Raw genomic sequence first — 22,383 nt, 5'->3', positions numbered from 1 at the left:
TAGTTGATAATATCAACTAAATTTACAGTAATTATTAACTAATTAGTTGATAAAATCAACTAAAGAGGCATTATGCGTACAGAACAAGCCAGAGTGTTTGGGGTGATAAGCCGAGCTGCCCATCATTATATGAAGTGGATGGGGGAGCCTTACGGTATCAATGCCATTGAGTGTTTGATGATTTTGCATATTGATCAGTATGATGAATCAACCCTAGAGCAGATTACAAAAGCCATGGTTGTGGATAAATCCGTGACGACTCGAGGAGTGAGCAAATTTTTAGCTAAGGGGTGGGTTGCTAAAACGAATAGTTTAGTTGATAAACGGGTTTATCATGTTTCGTTGACATCACGCGGCAAAACGATTGTGAATGAGTTAAATTACAAACTAAATAAGTGGAATGATTATTTAGCAGCGGACTTGCCAGAACAAGAGGCTGAACAGCTATTTAGCGCACTAGAAAGCTTGGCAAAACGAGCCATTGAAAGCTCGGTGGCAGATTTTCCGCGTTTATTAGAAGAACCCAATGAGTGAAGCTTAATAACCAACTTGGCAACGTTAAGGATTTCGAGCTGGTTTGAGTGCCAGTAAATATAATTCCCCATTAAGAGGGGATAGAATATTTTTAATTGGTTTTGGTGAAACGAGTGCTGTTACTGTTGAATAGCGGCCACAGGAAGTAATACTATTTCAGATAAATTCTCAGGTACTGGGCTCAGCGTATTACTCATCATGATTAATTCACCATCTTTTTCAACTCTGGCACTCATTCCTAAGGTATATCGTTTGGATTGAAATTCTTCAGGAAGAGCGACTGTAAATGCGATACTACGTCCTGCACTTTGTGATTTGAAACTGTAATCAAGATTAGACTTTGCATTGTTTTCATTCTGTAGTATTGACGTCAACGACAGTGTGATTGTGGCATTTTCAGGAATATCGTAAGAATGTGAATAAATATTACCATTGATATGATAAGTGGGAGTTTGAGTAAAATAACTCATTAAATTATTACTACAAGCGGATAGCATGAAAGTTATAAAAAATATGAATATTGAAAAAATGTGTTTTTTTGAAAAGTTGGGGTTAATATTTAACATTAAATGTTCTCTTTGGCGAAATCTAATTATAGTGATTAACGAATAAAAATCTTCTGAAAAAAATATCGCATATAGGTGTAAATACTTTTCTTGGCATCGTATTTAGAAAGCATCGGCATTTCTGATTTTTCCCCTGTGTATAAAATACCAATGCGAGGTAAAGTCATAATTAAATTTTCATCTAGATCAATTTTTTTAAAGGATTGTCGCAATTGCCTGACTAGCTTGTAATAGCTACTTTCAGTCACGATAGTGCCTCTTTTTTCCCAAATCTCGTACATAACTTCTCTTTTACTATTTGTTTTTACTAGTAATAATTTAAGAAGGCATGATTCATTTTCTGAAAGGTTAACGACTTTTTTTTCACGCGAAAGTGTTCGCTTGAGTGGGTCATATACTACATGCCCAGACAAGAGAATCATTGATTCTTTTTCACTATAGTCAATGTTATCCATAAAATTATCTATTGTTGATAAATCGGTCATAATCTATACCTATACTAACTGTTGATGAAATGTATTCCAATATAAAAAAACGAGGCTAGTCAGAATATTTAGAAAATAAAATCGTTTTTTGATATTGAGTTCATGTGGTTTGATGGGGAGAATTTAAACTATATTCATAGGTTGTATATATCAATTTTTATTTATATTTTTTATATTTATTTATTTTTGTCAAATAAATAGGCTTAGCATATTAAAAAAACATACCAAACCTATAAATATTAGTCGATGGGGAATAAGTAAATGATAAGAGGGGTAGAGAAATTTAATGTTAGATTAGTAGTTCGTCTTCCTCATTATCGTTACCCTCTAAATTAATGTTAGTCATATTATGACGAAGTTGGTTGCTAAGAGGAGCACTCATCAAACTGATAGCCATATAATGGCTGAGCGAGCGATTAAATTTTTTATTTAATGAAACTAGCTCAGGGTCAGTTGATGATTGTAATATTTGACTAACACCGGTAATAAAGTTTTGTTTTTCATCTCTACCCAATGTAATCATTGTCTTAAATACGTGAGAAAAAAATACTTTTCTATCTTCTTTTGATTTAAGTTCATCAATAAACTTGTTAATTTTATTTTTTTCTTTAGGGGAAAAATCTATTTTTTTACTATCCATATTTTTCTTCTGCCATAATGAAGTCATTTTATTTTGAATGTTTTCAGTGTGAATTTGAGATCCGCTATGTTGAGGACTGATAGCCTTAGCTTGTAAATTGACCAGCATCTTTGTGTTCTTCCTGTATTGAATTTATTGTGGTTATTAAGTTTTGATAGGTCTTTTTATGTATTTTTAAAATTTGGCATTGTGTTGGAACAGAAAATACATGAGGAAAAATATTTTTAGAGGCGGTAATAGGGGAAAAATAGGTAATTTTATTATCAATCTCTAAGGCGATTGTATTATCAGCAGCGGTTGAAAATTTCATATCAGAGCCGCTTTGGGCAATACGAGTTTGCATTTTTGCTGGTAGATGTAATGTGGTATTTGTCACTTTTGCATATTGCTTTTCAAAATAAACAGCAACCATCTCTTGTAGCTCATTATTACCAAAAATGTCATTCAATATTTTCATCAGCTGTTCTTTGCTTTGACTGGTATTTTCTTGGTACTGAATTTCACTGGTTTCTAATACGTGAATAAAGTCAGTTAATAGCTGTTTAATGCCGTCGTAATAACCTTGCTGATAAGCACTTTGATAGATAGTTTCTTGCTGTTGTTTCGCTTGTTGGTAATACTCACTTGCCTTTTTTTGAGCTTGTTGAGTCATAGTTTTGTGGTATCTATCGGCACTTAATGCTTGATATTTGATCAAGACTTTTTCAGACATTGTCTGTTTAACATTCTGGGGTATTTTCTCTGACATAACGGCATGTCTCTTCAATAGTATTCCAAGGTAGCATCGTTTTTACTGATGACGGTATAAGTTGCTGAGTTTCAAGACTAAACATATACTTAGCTCGAAGGGTGTAAACGGTGCCAAAGGGGGCTAAACACATCAATAATTGTTGTGCCCCAAGGGCAGTTAATACCTGTGGTGAAGTTGTAGGTTGATTTTCTGATTGCCAAAGTGGGCGGCTCAAGCGTGTATGTAAGACTCGATATTTGGAAAGTTCAACCCACCAAGGAAGCGGTTCAGCGTGTAACAAAATCCCTAAACCTAACGCTACCTCTGGTAATAAAGCCCAATGTTCAGATAATACTTTGGGTAACAAGGGCGTTTTCTCGTTAGGTAAAGGCAATGAGTATTGCTGAATCAATTGCTGGTTATGTTTACGTTGCAGTATAGGAGGAAAGTCTTTATATCCAACCCCATTAAATTCACTATGGAAATAACATCCTGGAGCGAGGAAAATATTTCCTTGTGTAATGAGTAGGTTATTCAGCACTGTCATCAACAGGTTTCCCTATCAGATTAGTTGCTGATTTTTTGTTACTTAGCTGGCGCCACAGTAACAGTAAAATAGTCAAAAGAATGATCATTGCAGCAATAATTGAGCCGATTATGACTGGGTTAAATGTATGTTCAGGCTCAGGCTTAACTTGATATTGCAACGGCGGGCGATTGACGACCACGACTGAGACATTATCGTAATTTGCCTCAGCAAAACTGTTCGTTAGAAACAGTTTAATCTTATGCATCATCATTTGGGGGTCTTCACTCCCAGAATAGGTCACCAAGCTGGAAACATTTTGCATTTGTTTAGTAGGATTATTGCCATTTAATGGATAACTAACATGCACACGTGCGTTAATAATATCAGGGATGGTAAGTAGCGATTGCTCAAGGCGTTGTTCAATTAAAGAAAGCAAGCGAGTACGTTCTGCCTGTGGTGAGGCCACTAAAGAGTCACCAGGAAATGCTTGGATAATTTCCACTGGTTCTTTTGAGGGCAGGTTATATTGGCGTAGTAAATCTACCGCAATAACAAAGTCACTTGGTTGAACACGAATGGAATCTCCGTTTTTATTATCTTGTTTACGCGTAGCCTCAACACCATGCTCTTGGAGTATGGCTAATACTTCGTTACTTTGTCTTTGGCTTAAATGACTGAGTAATAATTGGTTATCACACCCCATTAATAAGCCAATAAAACTAATTAAGATAAATTTTTTTAAAATATTCATGGCTTATTGAGCTTTTAAAACAGTATCAATCGCAGAAACACTTTTATGTGTTAGTGTGCTAATCATATTCATAGCAAGGCTGTATTTACCGACACGATTTTGAAATTGCAGTAATTGAACTGGGTTACTTGGGTCAATGGTATTGACACTATTCATTAATGCAGTTCTTTCTTGGTTCGTCGATGCGCTGTATTCTGCAAAAAGCTCTTTGACTTTATCGGCAATGGGGATTGATGATGGTATCTCAGAGGCCATCTCTGTGGAATTTATCATCGATAAATTTGAAGTAATAGGCGACATAATGTATTTCCTAAGTGAAGGTAGAGCACCATCGTCAATGACGCTCTATTGAATATTAAACGTTACGAATAAGAGCTTGGTCAGTATCTTTAATTGATTTCATAAAGTTACTTTGTAATTGACGTGCCATATTATAATTACCACTCATGGCGGTGATTTTCGCCAGCACTAGTGGGTTATCGACTTCTAATGTTTTATCAGCAAGAATTGTATTTAACTCATCTCCGAATTGTTTCGCTTTGCTACTAATACTGGCCGATGTACGATAGATCATACCCATATTATTTTTGCCAGTTCCTGAAATTTCTAGATCGGATGTCTCCCATTTTCCTTCGGGATTTAAACCTGGGATCATATCTGCCATTTTTTGCTTCCTCTTTATTTTTGAAGTTATATTAAATAATGATTTGTTAAGTTAAAAACTGATTGAATTAAAAAACCAATGGTTATTGCCTAATAAAATATAGCCGTTAGCATTGGTGACAAATGATTTGCCTACAAGCTCATTATTGGCAAGGGAGATTGAGAATTGAATATGATTATCTCCCCATTGCTTATAAAATGAATTTGTGAAGTTAATTAAAGAAGCAGTTTGATTGTCATTTAAACTGTCTTTTATGATAAAGATAACTTTATTTTCTTTAGTTATTTTACGCCATTGAACATTACTTTCTGTTAATCCCAACTCTGCTTTTTGTAATAATTCACCAAAGCTGATTTTTTTTATTTCACTTTTTATATAGCAACTAAAATAGCTAGAAAGTAACTTATCAATATTTTTTTCTTTATTAATTAAATTATTGTTATCTATAGTCACGATTATTGGGTTGCATGGATTGGTAAGCTCTACCTTTAATGTGTCTGGTACTATTTCAATAAGTTTATTTTCAATTTCTTGTTCAAGCTTATTTACTATTTTAATTGAGAATTTTTCATTGTATTTAGCTTTAACCAGGCGTTGCATGCTCCAATCAGAATCTCGCTGTGTTTTTACTAGGATAAGGCTTTCATTACTAGTACCTTGGGTTACGATAATGGGATACTGACTACCTTGAAGTATTTGTTCTAATGCTTTTACTTTTTTCTCGGTGCTTTGTGCTGGAATATATTGAAATATAGTGTAAACAACAAATATTGAAAATAGAGTCAAGAAAAAGACCAACATAGTTTGTTTATTAAAAAGGCTTGATTTTTGCTTAGCTGGTTTTTTTACTTTAGTTTTAACGATAGGTAATGAATTTTCAGCCTCTGAAGTCTGTAAGGTTTCAGGTATTTGAGGGTTTTGCCACTCGGTATCCTGCATTTTGATCACAATAGGAAAAATATCCGCTAAAAGTAGCTGCTGAAGAACGATAGGTATTTCTGTACTTAATCCATTATCATTTAACCGGAGAGCTAGCCCACTTTCAGAATGTTGACTTGCAGTAATAATTGAAAATTCGCAGGCAGTGCCATCGCTTGGAATTGAGTAGGTTGTGAAACCATCATCATTGATGTCAGTTTTATAATCTAAGCCGTTATCAATGATAATCAGATTGTTATCTGCATTAACCATTAATTCTTGGCCGGTCATTGGGCCGCTAGCAATTTTTACTATACATGTGCGGCTATTTGTATCACTCATAAAGATAATCTCATGGAATTAAATTCATTTTATTATGGATTGGCTGGTTCTCGTTATTGGTGGCAAGTAAATCAAGAAATGTTTTTATTGTCAGTTGAATTGATCTTATTCATTCACACCTTTAGCTTGTAATAGAAAGTATGAGTGATTCCTGAGTATTCCCTTGAGGCTTTTTTTATTATCGCTCACTCTGTGTACACAACATTACGTGGATAAGGCCTATATATAATGTCAAATAAAGATATTGCAACATTATTAGAAAGTAGAGGCTGTGATTTTTCATTACAAGACAAATTGGTCTTAGCTATACCGAAAAGAGTCACGACGCCTTTTATTTATAAATCTATATATTCAAATTTAAATATTTTGATAGAACGTCAGGCTATATTTATTTGTCAAGAAAATGAATGGAATGCACTAGATAAGTCAAATTGGAAGTTATACTCAATGGATTTATCAGAATTAGTCGAAATTTTAGCAGTTATTGATACCGCAATGGGGCAAGCATTCCTTGCGAAAAAGAAAAAGCTGGAAGCTGATGAAAATAACAATAATGAATATATCGAATTAATTGAAGACTTTTCATTAATGGTATCAATCAAAAATGTAGTGATTGATTTAATTATTAGAAATCATCCTGTATTTGATAGCTGGTGTGAAATACTCAGGCGGTACGAAGCTTATGGAATGATGCGATTTATTCTCTCTTCAGCTCAAGAGAATAAAAACGCCAATATTAATCAGTTATGTGCACGTTATGGTATATCAGCTTCTTATTTTAGACAGCTTTATCGAGAAAACTTTAATAAAACGGCAAAGCGGAAAATTATGAGTGTTCGTATGGCTAATGCAATTCTACAGCTAATTGAAAGTGATGATTCAATATTAGATGTAGGGCTTGAAGCGGGTTATTGTTCAGCATCTCATTTTACTAATGATATTAAAAAAGAGTTAGGCCTAACACCATCAGAAATTAGGCATATTGGAGCAACATTATATGAGCAGTAAAAAAAATCGAGTGTTAGGTTTAACACTGTTTTTACTGAGTATGAGTTTCTATTCGGCCCAAGCTGAAATTATTGTGGCAGAACCAGTTACACAATCAAAAAACCACGATACCTTTGTCGCAAATAATATTGCAGTAGGTAAGGTATTCGATGCCGTTGCTGAACGTTTAAATAAGCCAATTATTCTCAGCAAATTAGCAGCTCAAAAAAAAGTGACTGGTAATTTTAATTTAGCTAATGCAGATGAAATGTTTAAAGCACTAACTCGGCGAATTGCATTAGTGTGGTATGACGATGGTGCGAGTATTTATATTTATGATAATAGTGAAATGCGTAGCGCAATTATTCCAACAAATAATGTCAGTAGTAACCAGTTGCTTAATTATATTCAACGAAATGGAATTTATGACTCGCGGTTTCCTGTACGTTCACAAGAAGGTGAACGGTTATTATTTGTTTCGGGTCCGCCACTGTATATTGAACTAATTAAAGCCGCATCTTTATATCTTGCAGAACAGATTAGGAAAGAGGAGTTATCTAGCGGTGAAGTGGCTATTATTCCATTAAAACACGCATCGGTAACGGATAGAAGTTATTCATTACGAGGGCAAAATATTACGATCCCTGGTTTATTAACAGTCATTAATTCTTTGTTTAAACAGGGAGCTTCACCAGATGAAATATTACATATTCAACCACCACCAACACCAATTAATCCAACAGGAGATTCGATAGACGAATTAATGGATACACCAATTGGTGATCCACCATCTTCTGGGAGTAAGCCGATGATGGTAACAAAAAAACCGTCTAACAGCGCTTTTTCTTTGGTAGCACACCCTGATAGCAATAGCTTGATAGTTAAAGGTAGCCAAGAGCAAATTCGTTATGTTCGCCAGTTAGTTAATACATTAGATATGCGCCGCCGGCAGGTAGAGTTATCTTTGTGGATTATAGATATTACTCGCTCAGAACTCGATAATCTTGGCGTGAACTGGGAAATTGGTACTTTTAGTACAGGTACTGGCTCGGTCTCATTTAACCGAAGCACGCTATCAAACAGCCAACAATTTTTATTGCAGATTGATGCATTAAATAAAACGGGTAACGGGCACATTGTTTCTCGCCCCGTGTTATTAACCCAAGAAAACATTCCTGCTTTATTTGATAACAACACCAGTTTTTACGCCAAATTACAAGGGGAGCGTATTGCGACTCTTGAGCAGGTCACATATGGGACCATGGTGAGTGTAATGCCGCGTATTTCCGTGGGTAATAACGTAGAAATGGAAGTCAATATTGAAGATGGTGCTGAAAACCGCGATAGCACAGGGAAAACCTCCAGTGTAGAAGGGTTACCTGCCGTTAACAGAACCAGTATTAACACAGTTGCGCGTATTGCAAAAGACAGTAGTTTGCTTATCGGTGGCTATACACGTGAGCAATATGTTGAAAATGAAAGCAAAATTCCTTTTTTAGGCGATCTTCCTTATGTGGGAGGGTTATTTAGTCATTCATCGACTAATCAACAGAAGATGGTTCGTTTATTTTTAATCCAGCCGCGTTTATTGGATGAAAATGAAGGATGGGATGGGCGACAATTTTCTGAAAAGACGCGGATCACCACCCATGATAGCCAGTTGCACGGTACGGTCCAATTTCTTCAACAATACATGAGTGAGTCATGGCAATAACACCACTGAGTTTTAATAACCGTTTTTCAGTTAATACTCAAAACAAAAGTCGTGCACCTGTGAGTAGCAGTAGTGATGACTCCGATGAAGTAGCACGTGGTGCTGGTGTCATTGATAGCTCTAGTGAATATGCATCGATGTCGATGTTAGCGGCAAGCCATGTACGCCGAGGAAGTTCTAAGAAGGGCAGCGAAGAAGAATGGATGCAATTTGCCGAACGCATTTTGGATAAAGATGCAGATGACAAAGTATTGCATATAGAAGGCCTGCTTAATAAGCAACTGATGACACCAAAGCAATTACGGGCATTTTTATTGCAGTTTTTTACTGACCCTAGTGATTTACTAATGGTACTTGCTGCATTAATTAATCGTAAAAAATTAAAAAAAGAACAAATTGAAAGTATTGAAGCTTTAGAACAATTATTGCAAGCAGAAGATACTAAGCGTCATACACAAGCAGGAATTAACGTTGCATTAATCGCAAAAGCATTTGCTGAAAAATTACATTTTAGTGCTGGGAATTTACGTTCGGTGTACCGTGAGTTTATCACTTATGACGGGCCTGTCGTTTATTTATATGAACAATGGGTTGAGGAAATGGAAATTCAAGAGCGTGAAAATATGATGCGTTATCTTGGGCGAGCACTAGCTTGTGATTTGCAAGCGTTGCCATTAGGTGACTTAAATATTAGTGAGTTTGGAAGTTTTTTTAATCGTGTTGGTCGGTTACGAGAACTGCAATCTTTAGATTATGTATTCTGCCAGCAATTCTTTCAATCTGGTTTTTTTCGGCTCAATGAAAAATCAAACAAATCAAAAATTGAAAAAGAGCTCAGTCAATTATTTACCCGTGGCATTCGTAGTCAGGTTGATTTTGAAACAGTGGTTATCGATTTTATTTCTGAAAAACTGAAAGTCATGACTTCGGATATGTGTGGCAGGTTTTTACAACTATTATTACTGGCTTTTGCAGTTATTCCTATCACTGTCTTTCAGTCAACGGAAGCAAGAGACCAACTTATTGAAAAATTAAAAGAACTCATGGACCAAATTATGGTGCAAGAGAGAATATTACACCGAAAGCCATAGTGCGATAGGAAAATTATCCCATGAAAAGTATCACCGGATTTTTATTACAAATCCGTAATCGTCCAGAATTGATGGTATTAGTTATCATGGTAATGGTTATTGCGATGTTGATCATTCCATTGCCAACTATATTAGTCGATTTATTAATTGGCTTAAACATTATGATATCTGTACTCATTTTTATGAGCTCTTTTTATATAACTCGGGTATTAAACTTTCAATCATTTCCTTCTATTTTATTAATAAGTACATTATTTCGATTAGCTTTATCAATTAGTACCAGCCGCTTAATTTTACTAGAAGCAGATGCTGGGGATATTATTGCTACTTTTGGTGAATTTGTTATTCAAGACAATTTAGTGGTTGGAATGGTGGTATTTGCCATTGTCACCATTGTACAGTTCATTGTTATTACGAAAGGTTCTGAACGTATTGCTGAAGTGGCAGCCCGTTTCTCTCTCGATGCAATGCCAGGTAAACAAATGAGTATTGATGCGGATTTACGGGCTGGTGTGATTGATGAGGCGACAGTTAAAGAGAAGCGTGGCGACCTTGAAAAAGAGAGCCAGTTATTTGGTTCTTTCGATGGTGCGATGAAATTCATTAAAGGGGATGCGATCGCGGGCATTATCATCATTTTTGTTAACTTAATTGGAGGGATATCTGTTGGTACAGCTCAGCAGGGCATGGATGTTTCAACCGCACTAAATACTTTTTCCTTATTAACTATCGGTGATGGTTTAGTCGCTCAAATCCCTGCACTACTCATTTCTATCAGTGCTGGTTTTATTGTGACTCGAGTAGGTGGTAATGATAAGAACTTAGGTGAAAATATTGTTTCAGAGTTATTTGCAAATGACTTTACGATATTAATTACGGCATTTATTGTACTCTCTATGGGTTTTTTGCCTGGTTTTCCAACTATGATATTTTTACTATTATCCGGGGTTCTTATTGGGTTATTTACTTTCAGGTATTTTAAAAAACAAAAAAATAAGCAAAAAACAGTGAATAGTGAAGCTGAAATTATTAATTCAGATGTGACGGAAGGTGAAACTCAAAGAGAAAATAGTGATATTGAAGATGAATATATTCCGGAAACATTACCGATTATCATTTCTGTTAATCAAAAATATAAAAAACATTTAGAAGATAATAAATTTTTATCCAGAATGAAAAAGGATATTTTTATTCGTTATGGGTATAGGATTCCTGATATTGCCGTTAACTATTCACCTATTATACCTGAAAATAAAATGGTGATACTCATTAATGAAATTAAAGCAGGAGAATATAATATCTATTTCCATGGGTATCGTTTACTGACTATCAATGACGAACCTGAATACCTTGGTATGTCATTGACTAAGTTTACGGATGAATATGGTTCGGTGAGTACTTGGTTTGAACAAAAGGACCTACCCAACATTGAGCAGCTGGGTCTAATGGCTCGAGACGATGTGACAGAAGCCATTGATTGTATAAGTAGTTTGTTGTTGAGATTTATTAATGAATTTTTCGGTATTCAAGAAACGAAAAACTTACTTGATGACCTTGAAAGAAAATACCCAGAATTACTGAAAGAGTGCTATCGCCATGCCACAGTACAAAAAGTAACCGAAGTTTTTCAACGCTTATTAATGGAAAAAATATCAGTTCGTAATATGAAATTGATTATAGAAACCTTAGTGCAGTGGGTGCCAAAAGAAAAAGATAGCTTAATGTTAGTCGAGCACGTAAGAAGTGCAATGGCACGTTACATTTCATCTCGTTTTTCTGTAGATGGGCGTTTGAATGTTCTCATGATTAACTCAGAGCTAGAAGACACTATACGTCAAGGGATTAGGCAGGCTTCCGGTGGAGTATACTTACATCTTGAGCCAGAAAAAACTAATGAGTTGATACAGGCAGCAGAGTTTGCTTTAGAAAATAGTTATTTATCAATTAGGGATGTGAACATTTTAGTGCCTGTTGATATTCGTCGTTTTGTCAAAAAAATCTTAGAAGGCCGTTTTCCTGAGTTAGAAGTACTTTCTTTTAATGAAGTTTCTGAAATGGTCAAAGTCAATGTGGTCAAAACCATATAATCAAAAAATCGGCTTTATTAACAAATAAAGCAACCGAATTCAATATAATTATCAGTATTGAATAATTAAAATACCCTAAAATATAAGGAATACCAATGAAATATAGATTTATCGAAATGTTAAATGAATATTTAAATTCTATGGGACGTAGTGATCTAGTTAACTCTCAATTAGATTGTCATTCTAATATTCAATTTGAAATGCATGGTTTTGCTGAAATTAATATTGACCTATCTACAGACGATATTATCATTTGGTGTAGTTTAGATAATTGTAACTATAGCCATTTAGATGCGGTTAGTGCCTCCTTATTAAAATCATTATTAGAATACCCGCCAAATAATTTTTTTCCAGGCCAACCGGCATTGAATATTGTGGATGATGCTTATGTTCTTTCTGCCGTTTTAAAAGAATCAGCTTTAAATAATATTCAATTATTTGCAGATAGTTTTGAAGAATTCTTTGAGCGTGCAAATGAACTTAACAGCCTAATTTCTTAATCTATTATGAAGTTATTTGATCTCTGCGCGCATCCTGCGCGCATTCATGGGTGCCTAATTGAAGCCCCACTACAAGGCGTATTTATTGGTGAGATTTGTTTTATTGAGCATTCTCTTGCGCAGCCAAACGTTATTGCCAAAGCGCAGGTTGTTGGTTTTAAAGAAGGGCTCACGGTACTGAGTTTAATCGGCCGTGCTCAAGGTTTAACACGAGAAGTGGTTATTCGCCCGAGCGGTTATCCGTTTGTATTTGAAGTGGGTGAACATTTAGCAGGTAAAATTTTTAATGCGGCAGGTGAACAAGTTGGTGCGTTGGGTGAAAATCTTTCTGAGCCATTGTTACTCAATACGAAATTACTGCGCATTGATAGCCCTCCAGTGAGTGTTACACAAAGGCGGCCTGTTGCTGAACCGATGGTAACAGGGGTGCGTGCCATTGATAGCTTACTGACATGTGGCTTAGGTCAGCGAATTGGTATTTTCGCCGCTGCAGGTAGCGGTAAAACCTCATTAATGAACATGATCATCAACCATGCTCATGCGGATATTCATGTCGTTGCTTTAATTGGTGAGCGAGGTCGGGAGGTTATTGAATTTATTGAAGAATTAAAAGATTCACCTCATGCAGCACAGACCATTTTAATTTATGCGACTTCAGATAGCCCACCAATTGAGCGATGTAATGCCGCGTTACTTGCGACTACGATTGCTGAATATTTTCGTGACTGTGGTCGTAATGTATTGCTGTACGTTGATTCTATGACTCGATATGCACGAGCGTTGCGAGACGTGGCTTTGGCTACCGGAGAACTACCTGCTAGGCGTGGTTATCCTGCTTCTGTTTTTGAACAGCTTCCTATGTTGTTGGAACGCCCAGGGCAACTAAAACATGGCTCGATTACCGCTTTTTATACGGTGTTATTAGAAAGTGAAGAAGAAGCTGACCCGATTGGTGATGAAATTCGCTCAATTCTGGACGGTCATATTTACTTGAGTCACAAATTGGCCGGACGTGGACATTATCCTGCGATTGATATCTTACACAGTATTAGCCGCGTATTCCAAAAAGTGACGACACCGGAACATCGCCGATGTGCAATTGATTTGCGTGACATGATCTCAAGGCTTGAGCAAATTCAGCTTTACCTTGAGTTAGGTGAATATCAACGTGGAGAAAGTCATGAAAATGACCGCGCTTTAGATAAAAAAGAGCAAATTGAAGGTTTCTTAAAACAAGCCATGGATGAGCCAATGAATTTCGACAATATGTTAAACATTCTCAATGAATTGGCGTCGTAATGATTTCTAATTTATTGGCTTTAACTGAGCGACGTTTTGACCGGACATTACAAGAACAATCGCAATTAAATTCAATAATAAAGCAACAGCAACAACAATGTATGGATATTCGCCAGCGTATTTTAGTTCTGGCGACACAGACCACATCTTATGAAAAATCAGAAGAATTAAGCCGAATCGCTTTTTGGGAACGGCAGCGATTGAAGGCTGTGGTTCTATCCGAAATTGCTCAATTTGAATTTCAAATAGAAACCTTAGCCGTTGAAATATCAAAAAATAAAATACTGCAGTCTGAAATTGCTAAACAAGCATTTATTTTACGCAATAAGTGCGAGAAATTCCGAAATTATCTCAAGCAGCAACGTATAGCAAGAAGGTTAAAATCAGAGCTTCAGCAACAAAATGAAATTGAGGAGTTATTCGTACATGTCAGTAACAAAAGCGAGTTCAAATGACAAAGTACCTCATGTAGTTATCGAGGGAAAAGCAATGCCATTAACATATAATACCACGGAATTTAGCCATCAAAATATAACAAAAAAAATGGCGAAGCTAGTGAGTGACAAAAATATGATGAATTTGTTCAATCATAAAAGTCAAAATCAACAAAAGGATATATCTATTTTTCTACCGGTAGCCCTTTCTTCTATGCAACAAATATCGCAATTGAGCGACTTAGCGAAAGAACTGATTACCTGGAAAGAAAGCGCATATATTGGTGAAGGCATCCAAACGGCAGATCATGACAAAGAATTAAATATTAAAGAGACCGAGCCGTTAATAAATCACTATCTATTTACGGAGAACAATAATTTAGATATTAACCCATTGGCTCATTTGACGACTATGGACCAAGCCGAAAATGTAGGTGCATTAATCGTAGATAACAATGAGAATATTAAATTACAGAGTAATTCACTTACTGAGGACCAAGTTGAAATTTCTTATAACCTAGTAGCTGATAATAACTTTGATACTAATTTCATTACTAGCACACCTACCGTTGATAATAACTTGCCGATGACGTCGAACATTTCAGCTGAACAGAATATTACTGACGAAGATGAGACTCCATTATATAACACTATGATGGTTGGTTTTCCATTACAGAATATCCCGCAGCGAGCAAAGGGAAAAGTTAGCGATAATTCAGTTCAATACGAAAAAAATAAATTTCAATTAAGTGAAAAGACTCAGCTCAATGTAGAAAGTTCGTTGGCGGAGTTAGCGTCTAAGAATACTTTAAGGCCGACATTAAAACAGTTAAAACCACAGATAAAAACTGAACAACCACATATTGAACATGCAGCAAAAACTGTAATTAAACCCGTAAATCCACAGGAAATTGGTCAAGAGCTATTAAAGCCAATTCATCATCGACCAATTAGTTCATTTGATACCACTTCATTAAATATGTCCCCACGAACAAATAACCGATTGAAAAATGGGGCATTAAAAAATAATTCTTCCCTTCTGGGGCAGCAGTTAGTATCCCATCAGGTGGATGATCAACAGGGTATTAAGCAAGGTATTAAAGATAATAGCGCTCATCATGTTGACGCACAGTTTGAGTTCGTTATTGCTGAAAAGGAGCCCTTTATGCTGCCGGCAGCATCACAGAGGATAACCGCTTTAGATAATAATAAGCAGATTTCATTATCTGAAAAACCTACACACCATTTCTCTAATGAAGCGCAAGCGGCGGCGACATCTTCACAAATTTCATCTGTAGAAGAAATAGATCCTTCTACCAATATCATGGCAACAACATTAAATGAGGCGATGCGACCGTCTGTACCACTACAGGTTGTGCAACAGAAGCAAGAGGTGCATAAAGCGCCAGAACTCATGGAAAATAATCCACTTTTAGGTGAAGACAAACAGCCAAAATCGATGGGGCGTAGTCTCACTTATACCTTTAATCAGTGGCAAAGTAGCCCCTCAGTGACATTTGAATTGGCATCTAAAGGGGAGTTCATTGCTTCGACAGCGAGCCGAGACGTCCAGTTGGCATTGAATGAAAATAAACATTTATTGAACCATGAAAGCAGCGTGCAGATCCGACGTGAAGATGAACGCCAGCAGCAGCGAAACAGACAGCAGCATGACCAACAGCAAGAAGAAGATTAATTATGTTGAAGATTCGACGGCTCAGTTCTCAAGAAAAACAACTTAAAATTTGGCAGCAATGTTACCTAGTTAATGCACAAATAAAGCAAGCTAACCGCAGTATTCGTTATTTCAAATTATCGCTTGTGAGTGAAACACAGAAAATAAACGCATTAGTTGCAGTTGAAAGTTGGTGTCATTATCGTTGGCCTAAACTCGTTCATTATGCATGGAATTTATTATCAACCAATCAGTTATGCGAATTATTTTCCTCTGAATATATCGGAATTACATTTTTCTCTCAGGATTTCCGTTGTGAATCTGTCGAGATAGTTGATGATATGCGTATTAACTACCAGCCTTGGTTAATCGTCAAGGAGACTAACCTTGGGGAAGTATTATTAGCAGAGCCAATTGAAGGCTTAGAAAAAAAACAACAAACGAATCAAATAGTTGGCCATTTAAAATTGCAAGCTGATTGGATATTGGGATATAGCTATATTAGCGCCAAACTTTTGCAAACCATAGAATTACGAGATGTGCTGAGTATCCAACAATTACAGTTAAATATGTCTGTTACAGGACAGACATTAGCACGATATCAAAAGCAAGAAGAAGGACTATTTATGATTGAAGAATTAGTGGCGCCAGAAGATGAAAGTGAATTTGTACTTCCTGAAGAAGATGAAGTGCAAGAAGCTGTACGTCCCTTTAATGTAAAAGATATGAATATTAAATTAACCTTTGTTTTAGGACATACCGATATTACTGTTGATGAGCTTTCAAAGATGGAGCCTGGTTATATTTATTCTATTGGTGAAAATAAAGAACGTGAAGTTAAAGTTTATGCCAACAAACAACTTATAGCAGAAGGGGAACTTATTTATATTGGCAATAGTGATGAGCTAGGGTTAGAAATCACACATATTGTGAGTTTAGGTGATAAAAGAGTTTAATATGCCAACAATACCAGAAGGAATTCCATTATTAGTAATTATCGCCTTTTCAACATTATTGCCATTTATTATTGCTGCGGGCACTTGTTATTTAAAAATCTCGATTGTATTAATTATGGTACGTAATGCGATGGGGGTTCAACAAGTTCCTTCTACTATGGTATTAAATGGTATCGCGTTGCTACTTTCTATTTTCGTGATGATGCCAGTATTACAGGATGTGAATAATCATATGCGGCAAGAGCCGGTTGATTTTAGTAATGCTCAATCAATCGATAATTTTGTTGAGAATGGACTAGGGGGATACAGAGCTTATTTGAAAAAATATTCAGACCCGCAGTTAGTCACTTTCTTTGAATCAATACAACAAGGCCGAAGCGAAGAGGAAGTGGCGGCTGATGAGGGTGAAGCTACATTATTTTCTTTGTTACCCGCATATGCATTAAGCGAAATTAAATCGGCTTTTGAAATTGGTTTTTATATTTACTTGCCGTTTGTTGTGGTTGATTTGGTTATTTCCAGCATTTTATTGGCGCTGGGTATGATGATGATGAGCCCAGTGACAATTTCGATCCCAGTTAAATTAATTCTATTTGTTGCAATCGATGGGTGGTCGCTGATTTCTAAAGGATTGGTAATGCAATACATTGAATTAGCACAGTATTAAAGCGAATAATACTATGGATCAAATCGTTTATTTAAGTAATAAAACGATGCTATTAATCGTTTTATTATCAGCAATACCCGTGATAGTAGCTACTACTGTGGGGTTATTGGTAGGGTTACTGCAAACCGTCACGCAGCTTCAAGAACAAACATTACCTTTTGGCATAAAACTATTAGCGGTTTTTGGTTCGCTCTTTATGATCTCAGGTTGGTTAGCCGATAAAGTGATGAATTTTGCATTAGAAACTTTAAGTGCAGCGATCCCTGCTATTGGGCTATTCGGATGAACCAGGAAATGCTATCGCTGATGTCCTCACTCTATTTTGTCTTTCAAGAGGGGTTGATAAAAATAGCGTTAGCTTGGCTGAGAATTGCACCAGTGATGTTTTTACTTCCTTTTTTAAGTAATAAACTGCTCAATGGTGGAATTATTAAAAACTGTGTGGTGGCGTATATTGCGTTAGGTTTATGGCCTTTTTTTTCTTCTCATGCCATACAATGGGATGAAATTAACTTCGTTGATGTCTTTATTTATGAAATTTCGATTGGGCTCGTATTAGCATTGATATTAGCTTTACCTTTTATGATAGCTAATGTTATTGGTGAGTTAATCGATGCACAGCGTGGTGAAACGATTAGCAGTATTGTCGACCCGGCGAGTGGTTCAGAAGCATCAGAGCTGGCAGTTTTATTGAGTCATATTACTTGTATGGTGTTTTTAGCTCAGGGAGGCATGTATCAACTCGCTAATATATTTGCACAAAGTTATCAATTATTACCCTTTGCTCATGGATTTACTTCATTTAATAGCCTCCCCTTAGGGGAGTGGTTAAATAAAATGGTTGTTAATGGTGTTGTTTTGACAGCTCCAATATTAGTGACATTATTTATTACAGAGGTCGCTCTAGGGTTATATTCCCGTTTTTGCCCGCAATTAAATGCATTTTCGTTATCTTTGGCAATAAAATCAATCATCGCATTTTGTGTATTTCTGCTTTATTTCCATAATGAAGTTCCTGACATATTAGTGAATATGATTTCAACTTCACCACTACGAGATGTATTTATTTCCTCTTAATTGCTACGAGTATAAATATGGCTGAAAAAACAGAGAAGCCTACCGATAAAAAAATCAAAGACTCAGCAAAGAAAGGACAAAGTTTTAAAAGTAAAGATAGTGTTGCTGCAATTGTGCTAGTAGTTAGTGCATTTGTGATAGAAGGGCTCTCTAGTTTATATGAGCTCGGTGGGTTAATGCGTAAAATATTTTTACATCCAACGGAGATGAAAATTGATGCATTACTTTGGCAATTTTTCACTATCTTTTTAAGCGTTGTTTTACCGGTGTTATTTGCTTGTTTTTTATCTGGTGCGATAATTTCTTTATTACAAAGTCGTTTTAGATTAGCTAGCGAAGCTATTAAACTCGACTTTGCAAAATTAAATCCAATTGCAGGGTTTAAAAAAATATTTTCATTGAATTCATTGAAGGAATTAATTAAGGCTGTCTTGTATTTAATTGTCTTTATTGTATCAACATTAGTCTTTTTTATTGTTTGGCGCAAAGATATTTTTATGCTCTACAGAACGATGATAAATGGAATGATTAGTCAATGGGTTAGTCTGTGTATAACATTTATTGTTGTTTTTCTTGCTGTCGCTCTAATAATTATATTGGTTGACGCAATAGCTGAATTCTTTTTGTATATTAAAAACTTAAAAATGGAAAAGCAAGAGGTCAAAAAGGAATATAAAGATAATGAGGGGGACCCTCATATCAAAAGTGCACGCCGTGGGATGCATCAGGAATTACTGTCGGAAGAGGTTAAGTCAAACGTTCGTAATTCAACATTCGTAATGGCAAACCCAACGCATATTGCATTACTTATTTATTATGACTCGGATATTGCACCATTACCCTTTTTATTCTCTAAAAGTAAAGGTTCGCAAGCAAAAGCAATTGTTAAATACGCGGAACAACAAGGTATTCCTGTTATTAGAGACATAGTCCTAGCAAGGCAAATATGGCGTTCATATAAAAATGACAGTTTTATCGATGAAAGAGGATTAGAGGATGTTATGCAAATAATATCTTGGTTATTCCGTATCGAATTAGTAAAAATGGGAGTTGATATTGATAGCGCATTGGAAAAAATAGGGGAGAATGAATCACATTCACAAAAAAATAACAATCATTAATTAATGATTTATTTGTTACTTGAATCGTTTTTTTAAAGAAAAAACCAAGCCGGTTAATTATGATGCAAACATAAAGTATGTGTTATGCATTGCATATCAACAATAAGGTAAATATATGAATAATGCGGAAACAAACAATTTTCAACAAATGGATATGGAAGAATTACTTGACAATATTACTACTGCATTAATGGATGGTGCCACTTATAAAGATATACACGGTATTCCACAGAGTACGATGGATGGCATTTATTCTTATGCATACGAATTCTATCAACAAGGTAAATTAAAAGAAGCAGAAACTTTTTTTCGATTTTTAAGTATTTATGATTTCTATAATACAGATTATGTCATGGGCCTTGCTGCCGTCTATCAATTAACGAAGCGATATGCGAAAGCAACAGAATTATATGCCTTAGCATTTGTATTGGCTAAAAATGATTACCGCCCACTTTTTCATGCAGGGCAATGTAATTTAATGATGAAAAAAAGTAGTGCAGCGATTCACTGTTTTGAAAGTGTTTTAGAAAGTAGTTCTGATGTGGACTTGCAAAACAAATCGCAAATCTATTTAAGTGCATTAAAGAAGGACTCTAAAATAAGTCCTGATTTAACAGACTCTAATATATAACGAGGTTATCGTATGGTTGATATTACAAATCTTGGCAATAGTGAGCGAATAAAGAATATTCATACCTTTTTACAAGGTAATAACCCATTAAAGCTGAGTGAAGATATTACAAAATCAGTTTTAGATTTAGAGGATGTGAGTAGAGAGTTAGTGTTGGGTGAACAAACAAAACGAATTCAGATAGAAGGCTCACCTCGCTTGGGTAAACCTGTGATGGCAAAGGCTAGGTTAAGTATTCAGTCATCTCCACAAGGCCAAACACTTAATGCAACGGCTTTATTGGTTGAAACATTTGCGACAATACGTCGGTTGTTACATGAAGGCAATATTGGTGAATTAAATAATCGGTTACAGCTTTTAAACCTTGAGTCAACCGCTTTACGAAAGCAAGGGCAGGAGTTACTTGATTCTTTTGCAAATTCTACAGAAGAAGCAGCCAATATTGAAAATCAACGGGGCGAAGCTAAAGACCAATTAGATTTAGGTAAAACTAAATTGGCAAATGCCCTAGATTCACTAAAGGAACATCAATCTCCTGTAGAACGTAACATAAAAGAAATTACGAATACACAGGAAAAATTAAGTGAGTGTGAACAACGACTAGAGCAAATAAATACGTTTGATAAGCCTATTACGGAAGAAATTTATAACGAAGAAGTTAATATTAAAAAGCAAGTGGAAGTACTTTCCAACAAGCTCGATGAGTTAAAAAATAAACGAGATGGTTTAGAAGGTACAACAGGTTTATTGAAGGCTAAGGTTAAAACACTAACTGAAAATGTCGATAAACTTCAAAATAATTATAACGCTCTAATAAATAAAGAATATGATCTTATAAAAATTTCTGGCGATGCTAGCAAAAAACTGGATGCATTTATCAAAACAGCCCCTAGGCCTGTTGAGGTTGATGGTGATAAATGGGAGAACACATTATCGCTTTTAACAATGCTGACGGCTCAGCTTAAAAAAGTCATGAATGAAGACTCTATTCGTAATATGAAAGAGCAAGAAGCAGTGATGATGGAAATCAATGAAGCTTCTCGGAAAAATTCGGATAAAAAAGCAAAAGAGGCTGCGGAATCTGAGCGTAAAGCGGCTGAAGCCAATAAAGCGGCATCTTGTGCCAGTAAAGTTTTTAGTTATGTACTTTTAGCTGTTTCAGTGATTGCCACCGTCGCTTCTTTTGGAACGGCAGCACCGTTAACACTCGCAATAGCCGCTATTGGTATTTCGATGGCGGTTGCAGATATTGTATTGGAAGAAACAGGGCACGGGAGCTTAATGCAGATGCTTGCCAATGAAATTTCTTCAGCAGTAACGGATGTGTTGATCAGCTTTGGTGTCGATGAAGATAAAGCGAAGCAGATTGGTAGCATTGTGGGAATGATTGTTGCTGCGATAGCATTCTTAGCTTTCTCGTTACTTTCTATGGGGTCAATGGTTAAAAATATTGCTAATACCGTTAAAAGTGCGGCCCAACTCTTGCTGAAAAATGCTGGAAGCATACTGAAAAACACCGTCAAATCAATGCCAAAAAGCTTAATGAATGCATTGGGTAACGTTGCAACCAAAACGACAAAAGCAAGTGATTCGGTAGCTGATGGCACTAAAGCCATTAAGCAAGTTGGTGAAACGGCAAAAAACACCAAAAACCCAAGTGTCGCTATGGCCAAATTAGAAGTTTCTGCAAGAGGTATGAATGCAGGGCTTACAGTTGCAAGTGCAGCAACAACAGGGGGATTAAATGTGTATGCAGCATCAATGGGAGAAAAAATGAAAGAGATGCTCGCCGGTATGATGCTAAATAACGCTGCTATCGAAGCGATTACCGAGTTACTTAACCAATTAATTCAAGCTATGTCGAAAAACTATGAGCAGTTTGATGAAATGTTCGTATCAATGCTTAATGGTCTTCAAAAATCGAGCCAAAGTAAAGTCGATATGATGAATACCGCACGCTTTGCGTAAACTAAGGAGTAATTTTA

At 35.9% G+C, this 22,383-nt stretch carries 25 protein-coding genes; 16 read left to right on the top strand and 9 right to left on the bottom strand.

The genetic code is table 11. From position 1 onward, the window contains the following. The first annotated feature begins 72 nt into the window (after positions 1-72). On the top strand, positions 73-534 hold the full coding sequence (locus tag PSE72_RS11910; RefSeq protein WP_115166338.1) for a MarR family winged helix-turn-helix transcriptional regulator: 462 nt from the start codon (positions 73-75) through the stop codon (positions 532-534). A gap of 119 nt (positions 535-653) precedes the next feature. On the opposite strand, the gene PSE72_RS11905 is transcribed toward PSE72_RS11910, so the two are convergent. The 9 genes from PSE72_RS11905 to PSE72_RS11865 form a co-directional block, all read right to left on the bottom strand. Further along, entirely contained in the window at positions 654-1,004 is a 351-nt protein-coding gene (locus PSE72_RS11905; protein ID WP_198641948.1) for a YbaY family lipoprotein, read from the bottom strand. A 131-nt stretch (positions 1,005-1,135) separates the two neighbouring features. Next, the gene (locus PSE72_RS11900; RefSeq protein WP_115168233.1) at positions 1,136-1,555 is read right to left on the bottom strand and encodes a winged helix-turn-helix domain-containing protein; all 420 of its coding nucleotides are present in this window, start codon (positions 1,553-1,555) and stop codon (positions 1,136-1,138) included. Between the two features lie 319 nt (positions 1,556-1,874). Then, complete coding sequence (locus tag PSE72_RS11895; RefSeq protein ID WP_115166340.1) at positions 1,875-2,333, bottom strand: hypothetical protein; 459 nt, start codon at positions 2,331-2,333, stop codon at positions 1,875-1,877. Further along, positions 2,311-2,973: a hypothetical protein gene (locus PSE72_RS11890; protein WP_184957488.1), complete on the bottom strand. Its 663-nt coding sequence runs from the start codon at positions 2,971-2,973 to the stop codon at positions 2,311-2,313. Before PSE72_RS11890 ends, PSE72_RS11895 begins: the two co-directional genes overlap by 23 nt. Beyond that, positions 2,945-3,502 carry a hypothetical protein gene (locus PSE72_RS11885; protein WP_198641947.1) on the bottom strand — a complete coding sequence of 186 codons (558 nt, stop codon included), beginning with the start codon at positions 3,500-3,502 and terminating at the stop codon, positions 2,945-2,947. Before PSE72_RS11885 ends, PSE72_RS11890 begins: the two co-directional genes overlap by 29 nt. Next, positions 3,486-4,235, bottom strand: a complete 750-nt coding sequence (gene sctJ, locus PSE72_RS11880; protein WP_004266196.1) for a type III secretion system inner membrane ring lipoprotein SctJ — start codon at positions 4,233-4,235, stop codon at positions 3,486-3,488. Before sctJ ends, PSE72_RS11885 begins: the two co-directional genes overlap by 17 nt. A gap of 3 nt (positions 4,236-4,238) precedes the next feature. Continuing rightward, the gene (gene sctI / locus PSE72_RS11875) at positions 4,239-4,535 is read right to left on the bottom strand and encodes a type III secretion system inner rod subunit SctI (protein ID WP_115166342.1); all 297 of its coding nucleotides are present in this window, start codon (positions 4,533-4,535) and stop codon (positions 4,239-4,241) included. 55 nt (positions 4,536-4,590) lie between these two features. Further along, positions 4,591-4,899 carry an EscF/YscF/HrpA family type III secretion system needle major subunit gene (locus PSE72_RS11870; RefSeq protein ID WP_004266194.1) on the bottom strand — a complete coding sequence of 103 codons (309 nt, stop codon included), beginning with the start codon at positions 4,897-4,899 and terminating at the stop codon, positions 4,591-4,593. Positions 4,900-4,950: 51 nt separating this feature from the next. Next, positions 4,951-6,159, bottom strand: a complete 1,209-nt coding sequence (locus PSE72_RS11865) for a PrgH/EprH family type III secretion apparatus protein (RefSeq protein ID WP_115166343.1) — start codon at positions 6,157-6,159, stop codon at positions 4,951-4,953. A 228-nt stretch (positions 6,160-6,387) separates the two neighbouring features. Between PSE72_RS11865 and PSE72_RS11860 the strand changes: the two genes are divergently transcribed. The 15 genes from PSE72_RS11860 (at position 6,388) to sctE (ending at position 22,366) form a co-directional block, all read left to right on the top strand. Beyond that, positions 6,388-7,167, top strand: coding sequence for a helix-turn-helix domain-containing protein (locus tag PSE72_RS11860; RefSeq protein WP_109912320.1), 780 nt, complete (start codon positions 6,388-6,390; stop codon positions 7,165-7,167). Next, a complete protein-coding gene (gene sctC / locus PSE72_RS11855) occupies positions 7,157-8,860 on the top strand; it encodes a type III secretion system outer membrane ring subunit SctC (RefSeq protein ID WP_217007854.1) in 1,704 nt (567 codons plus the stop codon). Before PSE72_RS11860 ends, sctC begins: the two co-directional genes overlap by 11 nt. Beyond that, the gene (sctW, locus tag PSE72_RS11850; RefSeq protein WP_115166344.1) at positions 8,851-9,951 is read left to right on the top strand and encodes a type III secretion system gatekeeper subunit SctW; all 1,101 of its coding nucleotides are present in this window, start codon (positions 8,851-8,853) and stop codon (positions 9,949-9,951) included. The genes sctC and sctW overlap by 10 nt, the downstream gene beginning before the upstream one ends. Positions 9,952-9,971: 20 nt before the next feature. Next, a complete protein-coding gene (locus PSE72_RS11845) occupies positions 9,972-12,038 on the top strand; it encodes an EscV/YscV/HrcV family type III secretion system export apparatus protein (RefSeq protein WP_272673855.1) in 2,067 nt (688 codons plus the stop codon). Between the two features lie 95 nt (positions 12,039-12,133). Next, the gene (locus PSE72_RS11840; protein WP_115166346.1) at positions 12,134-12,538 is read left to right on the top strand and encodes a type III secretion system protein; all 405 of its coding nucleotides are present in this window, start codon (positions 12,134-12,136) and stop codon (positions 12,536-12,538) included. Between the two features lie 6 nt (positions 12,539-12,544). Continuing rightward, on the top strand, positions 12,545-13,837 hold the full coding sequence (sctN, locus tag PSE72_RS11835; protein WP_115166347.1) for a type III secretion system ATPase SctN: 1,293 nt from the start codon (positions 12,545-12,547) through the stop codon (positions 13,835-13,837). Next, positions 13,837-14,292: a hypothetical protein gene (locus PSE72_RS11830; protein ID WP_115166348.1), complete on the top strand. Its 456-nt coding sequence runs from the start codon at positions 13,837-13,839 to the stop codon at positions 14,290-14,292. Before sctN ends, PSE72_RS11830 begins: the two co-directional genes overlap by 1 nt. Further along, positions 14,264-15,967 carry a SpaN/EivJ family type III secretion system needle length determinant gene (locus PSE72_RS11825; protein WP_272690968.1) on the top strand — a complete coding sequence of 568 codons (1,704 nt, stop codon included), beginning with the start codon at positions 14,264-14,266 and terminating at the stop codon, positions 15,965-15,967. Before PSE72_RS11830 ends, PSE72_RS11825 begins: the two co-directional genes overlap by 29 nt. Positions 15,968-15,969: 2 nt before the next feature. After that, a complete protein-coding gene (locus PSE72_RS11820) occupies positions 15,970-16,902 on the top strand; it encodes a FliM/FliN family flagellar motor switch protein (protein ID WP_115166350.1) in 933 nt (310 codons plus the stop codon). Between the two features lie 10 nt (positions 16,903-16,912). Further along, the gene (locus tag PSE72_RS11815; RefSeq protein ID WP_272690970.1) at positions 16,913-17,569 is read left to right on the top strand and encodes an EscR/YscR/HrcR family type III secretion system export apparatus protein; all 657 of its coding nucleotides are present in this window, start codon (positions 16,913-16,915) and stop codon (positions 17,567-17,569) included. Positions 17,570-17,582: 13 nt separating this feature from the next. Continuing rightward, on the top strand, positions 17,583-17,855 hold the full coding sequence (sctS, locus tag PSE72_RS11810; protein ID WP_004266181.1) for a type III secretion system export apparatus subunit SctS: 273 nt from the start codon (positions 17,583-17,585) through the stop codon (positions 17,853-17,855). After that, positions 17,852-18,646: a type III secretion system export apparatus subunit SctT gene (gene sctT, locus PSE72_RS11805; RefSeq protein WP_272690967.1), complete on the top strand. Its 795-nt coding sequence runs from the start codon at positions 17,852-17,854 to the stop codon at positions 18,644-18,646. Before sctS ends, sctT begins: the two co-directional genes overlap by 4 nt. Positions 18,647-18,663: 17 nt before the next feature. Then, positions 18,664-19,767: an EscU/YscU/HrcU family type III secretion system export apparatus switch protein gene (locus tag PSE72_RS11800; RefSeq protein ID WP_115166351.1), complete on the top strand. Its 1,104-nt coding sequence runs from the start codon at positions 18,664-18,666 to the stop codon at positions 19,765-19,767. A 115-nt stretch (positions 19,768-19,882) separates the two neighbouring features. Then, complete coding sequence (gene sicA / locus PSE72_RS11795) at positions 19,883-20,398, top strand: type III secretion system translocator chaperone SicA (RefSeq protein ID WP_115166352.1); 516 nt, start codon at positions 19,883-19,885, stop codon at positions 20,396-20,398. Positions 20,399-20,410: 12 nt separating this feature from the next. After that, positions 20,411-22,366: a type III secretion system translocon subunit SctE gene (gene sctE, locus PSE72_RS11790; protein ID WP_115166353.1), complete on the top strand. Its 1,956-nt coding sequence runs from the start codon at positions 20,411-20,413 to the stop codon at positions 22,364-22,366. Positions 22,367-22,383 lie beyond the last annotated feature (17 nt).

Source organism: Providencia sp. PROV116, from assembly GCF_028482485.1.
In the GTDB taxonomy this organism is placed as follows: domain Bacteria; phylum Pseudomonadota; class Gammaproteobacteria; order Enterobacterales; family Enterobacteriaceae; genus Providencia; species Providencia rettgeri.
The sequence above is the reverse complement of the archived record's forward strand: the minus strand, read 5'-3'. Positions and strand labels throughout refer to the sequence as shown.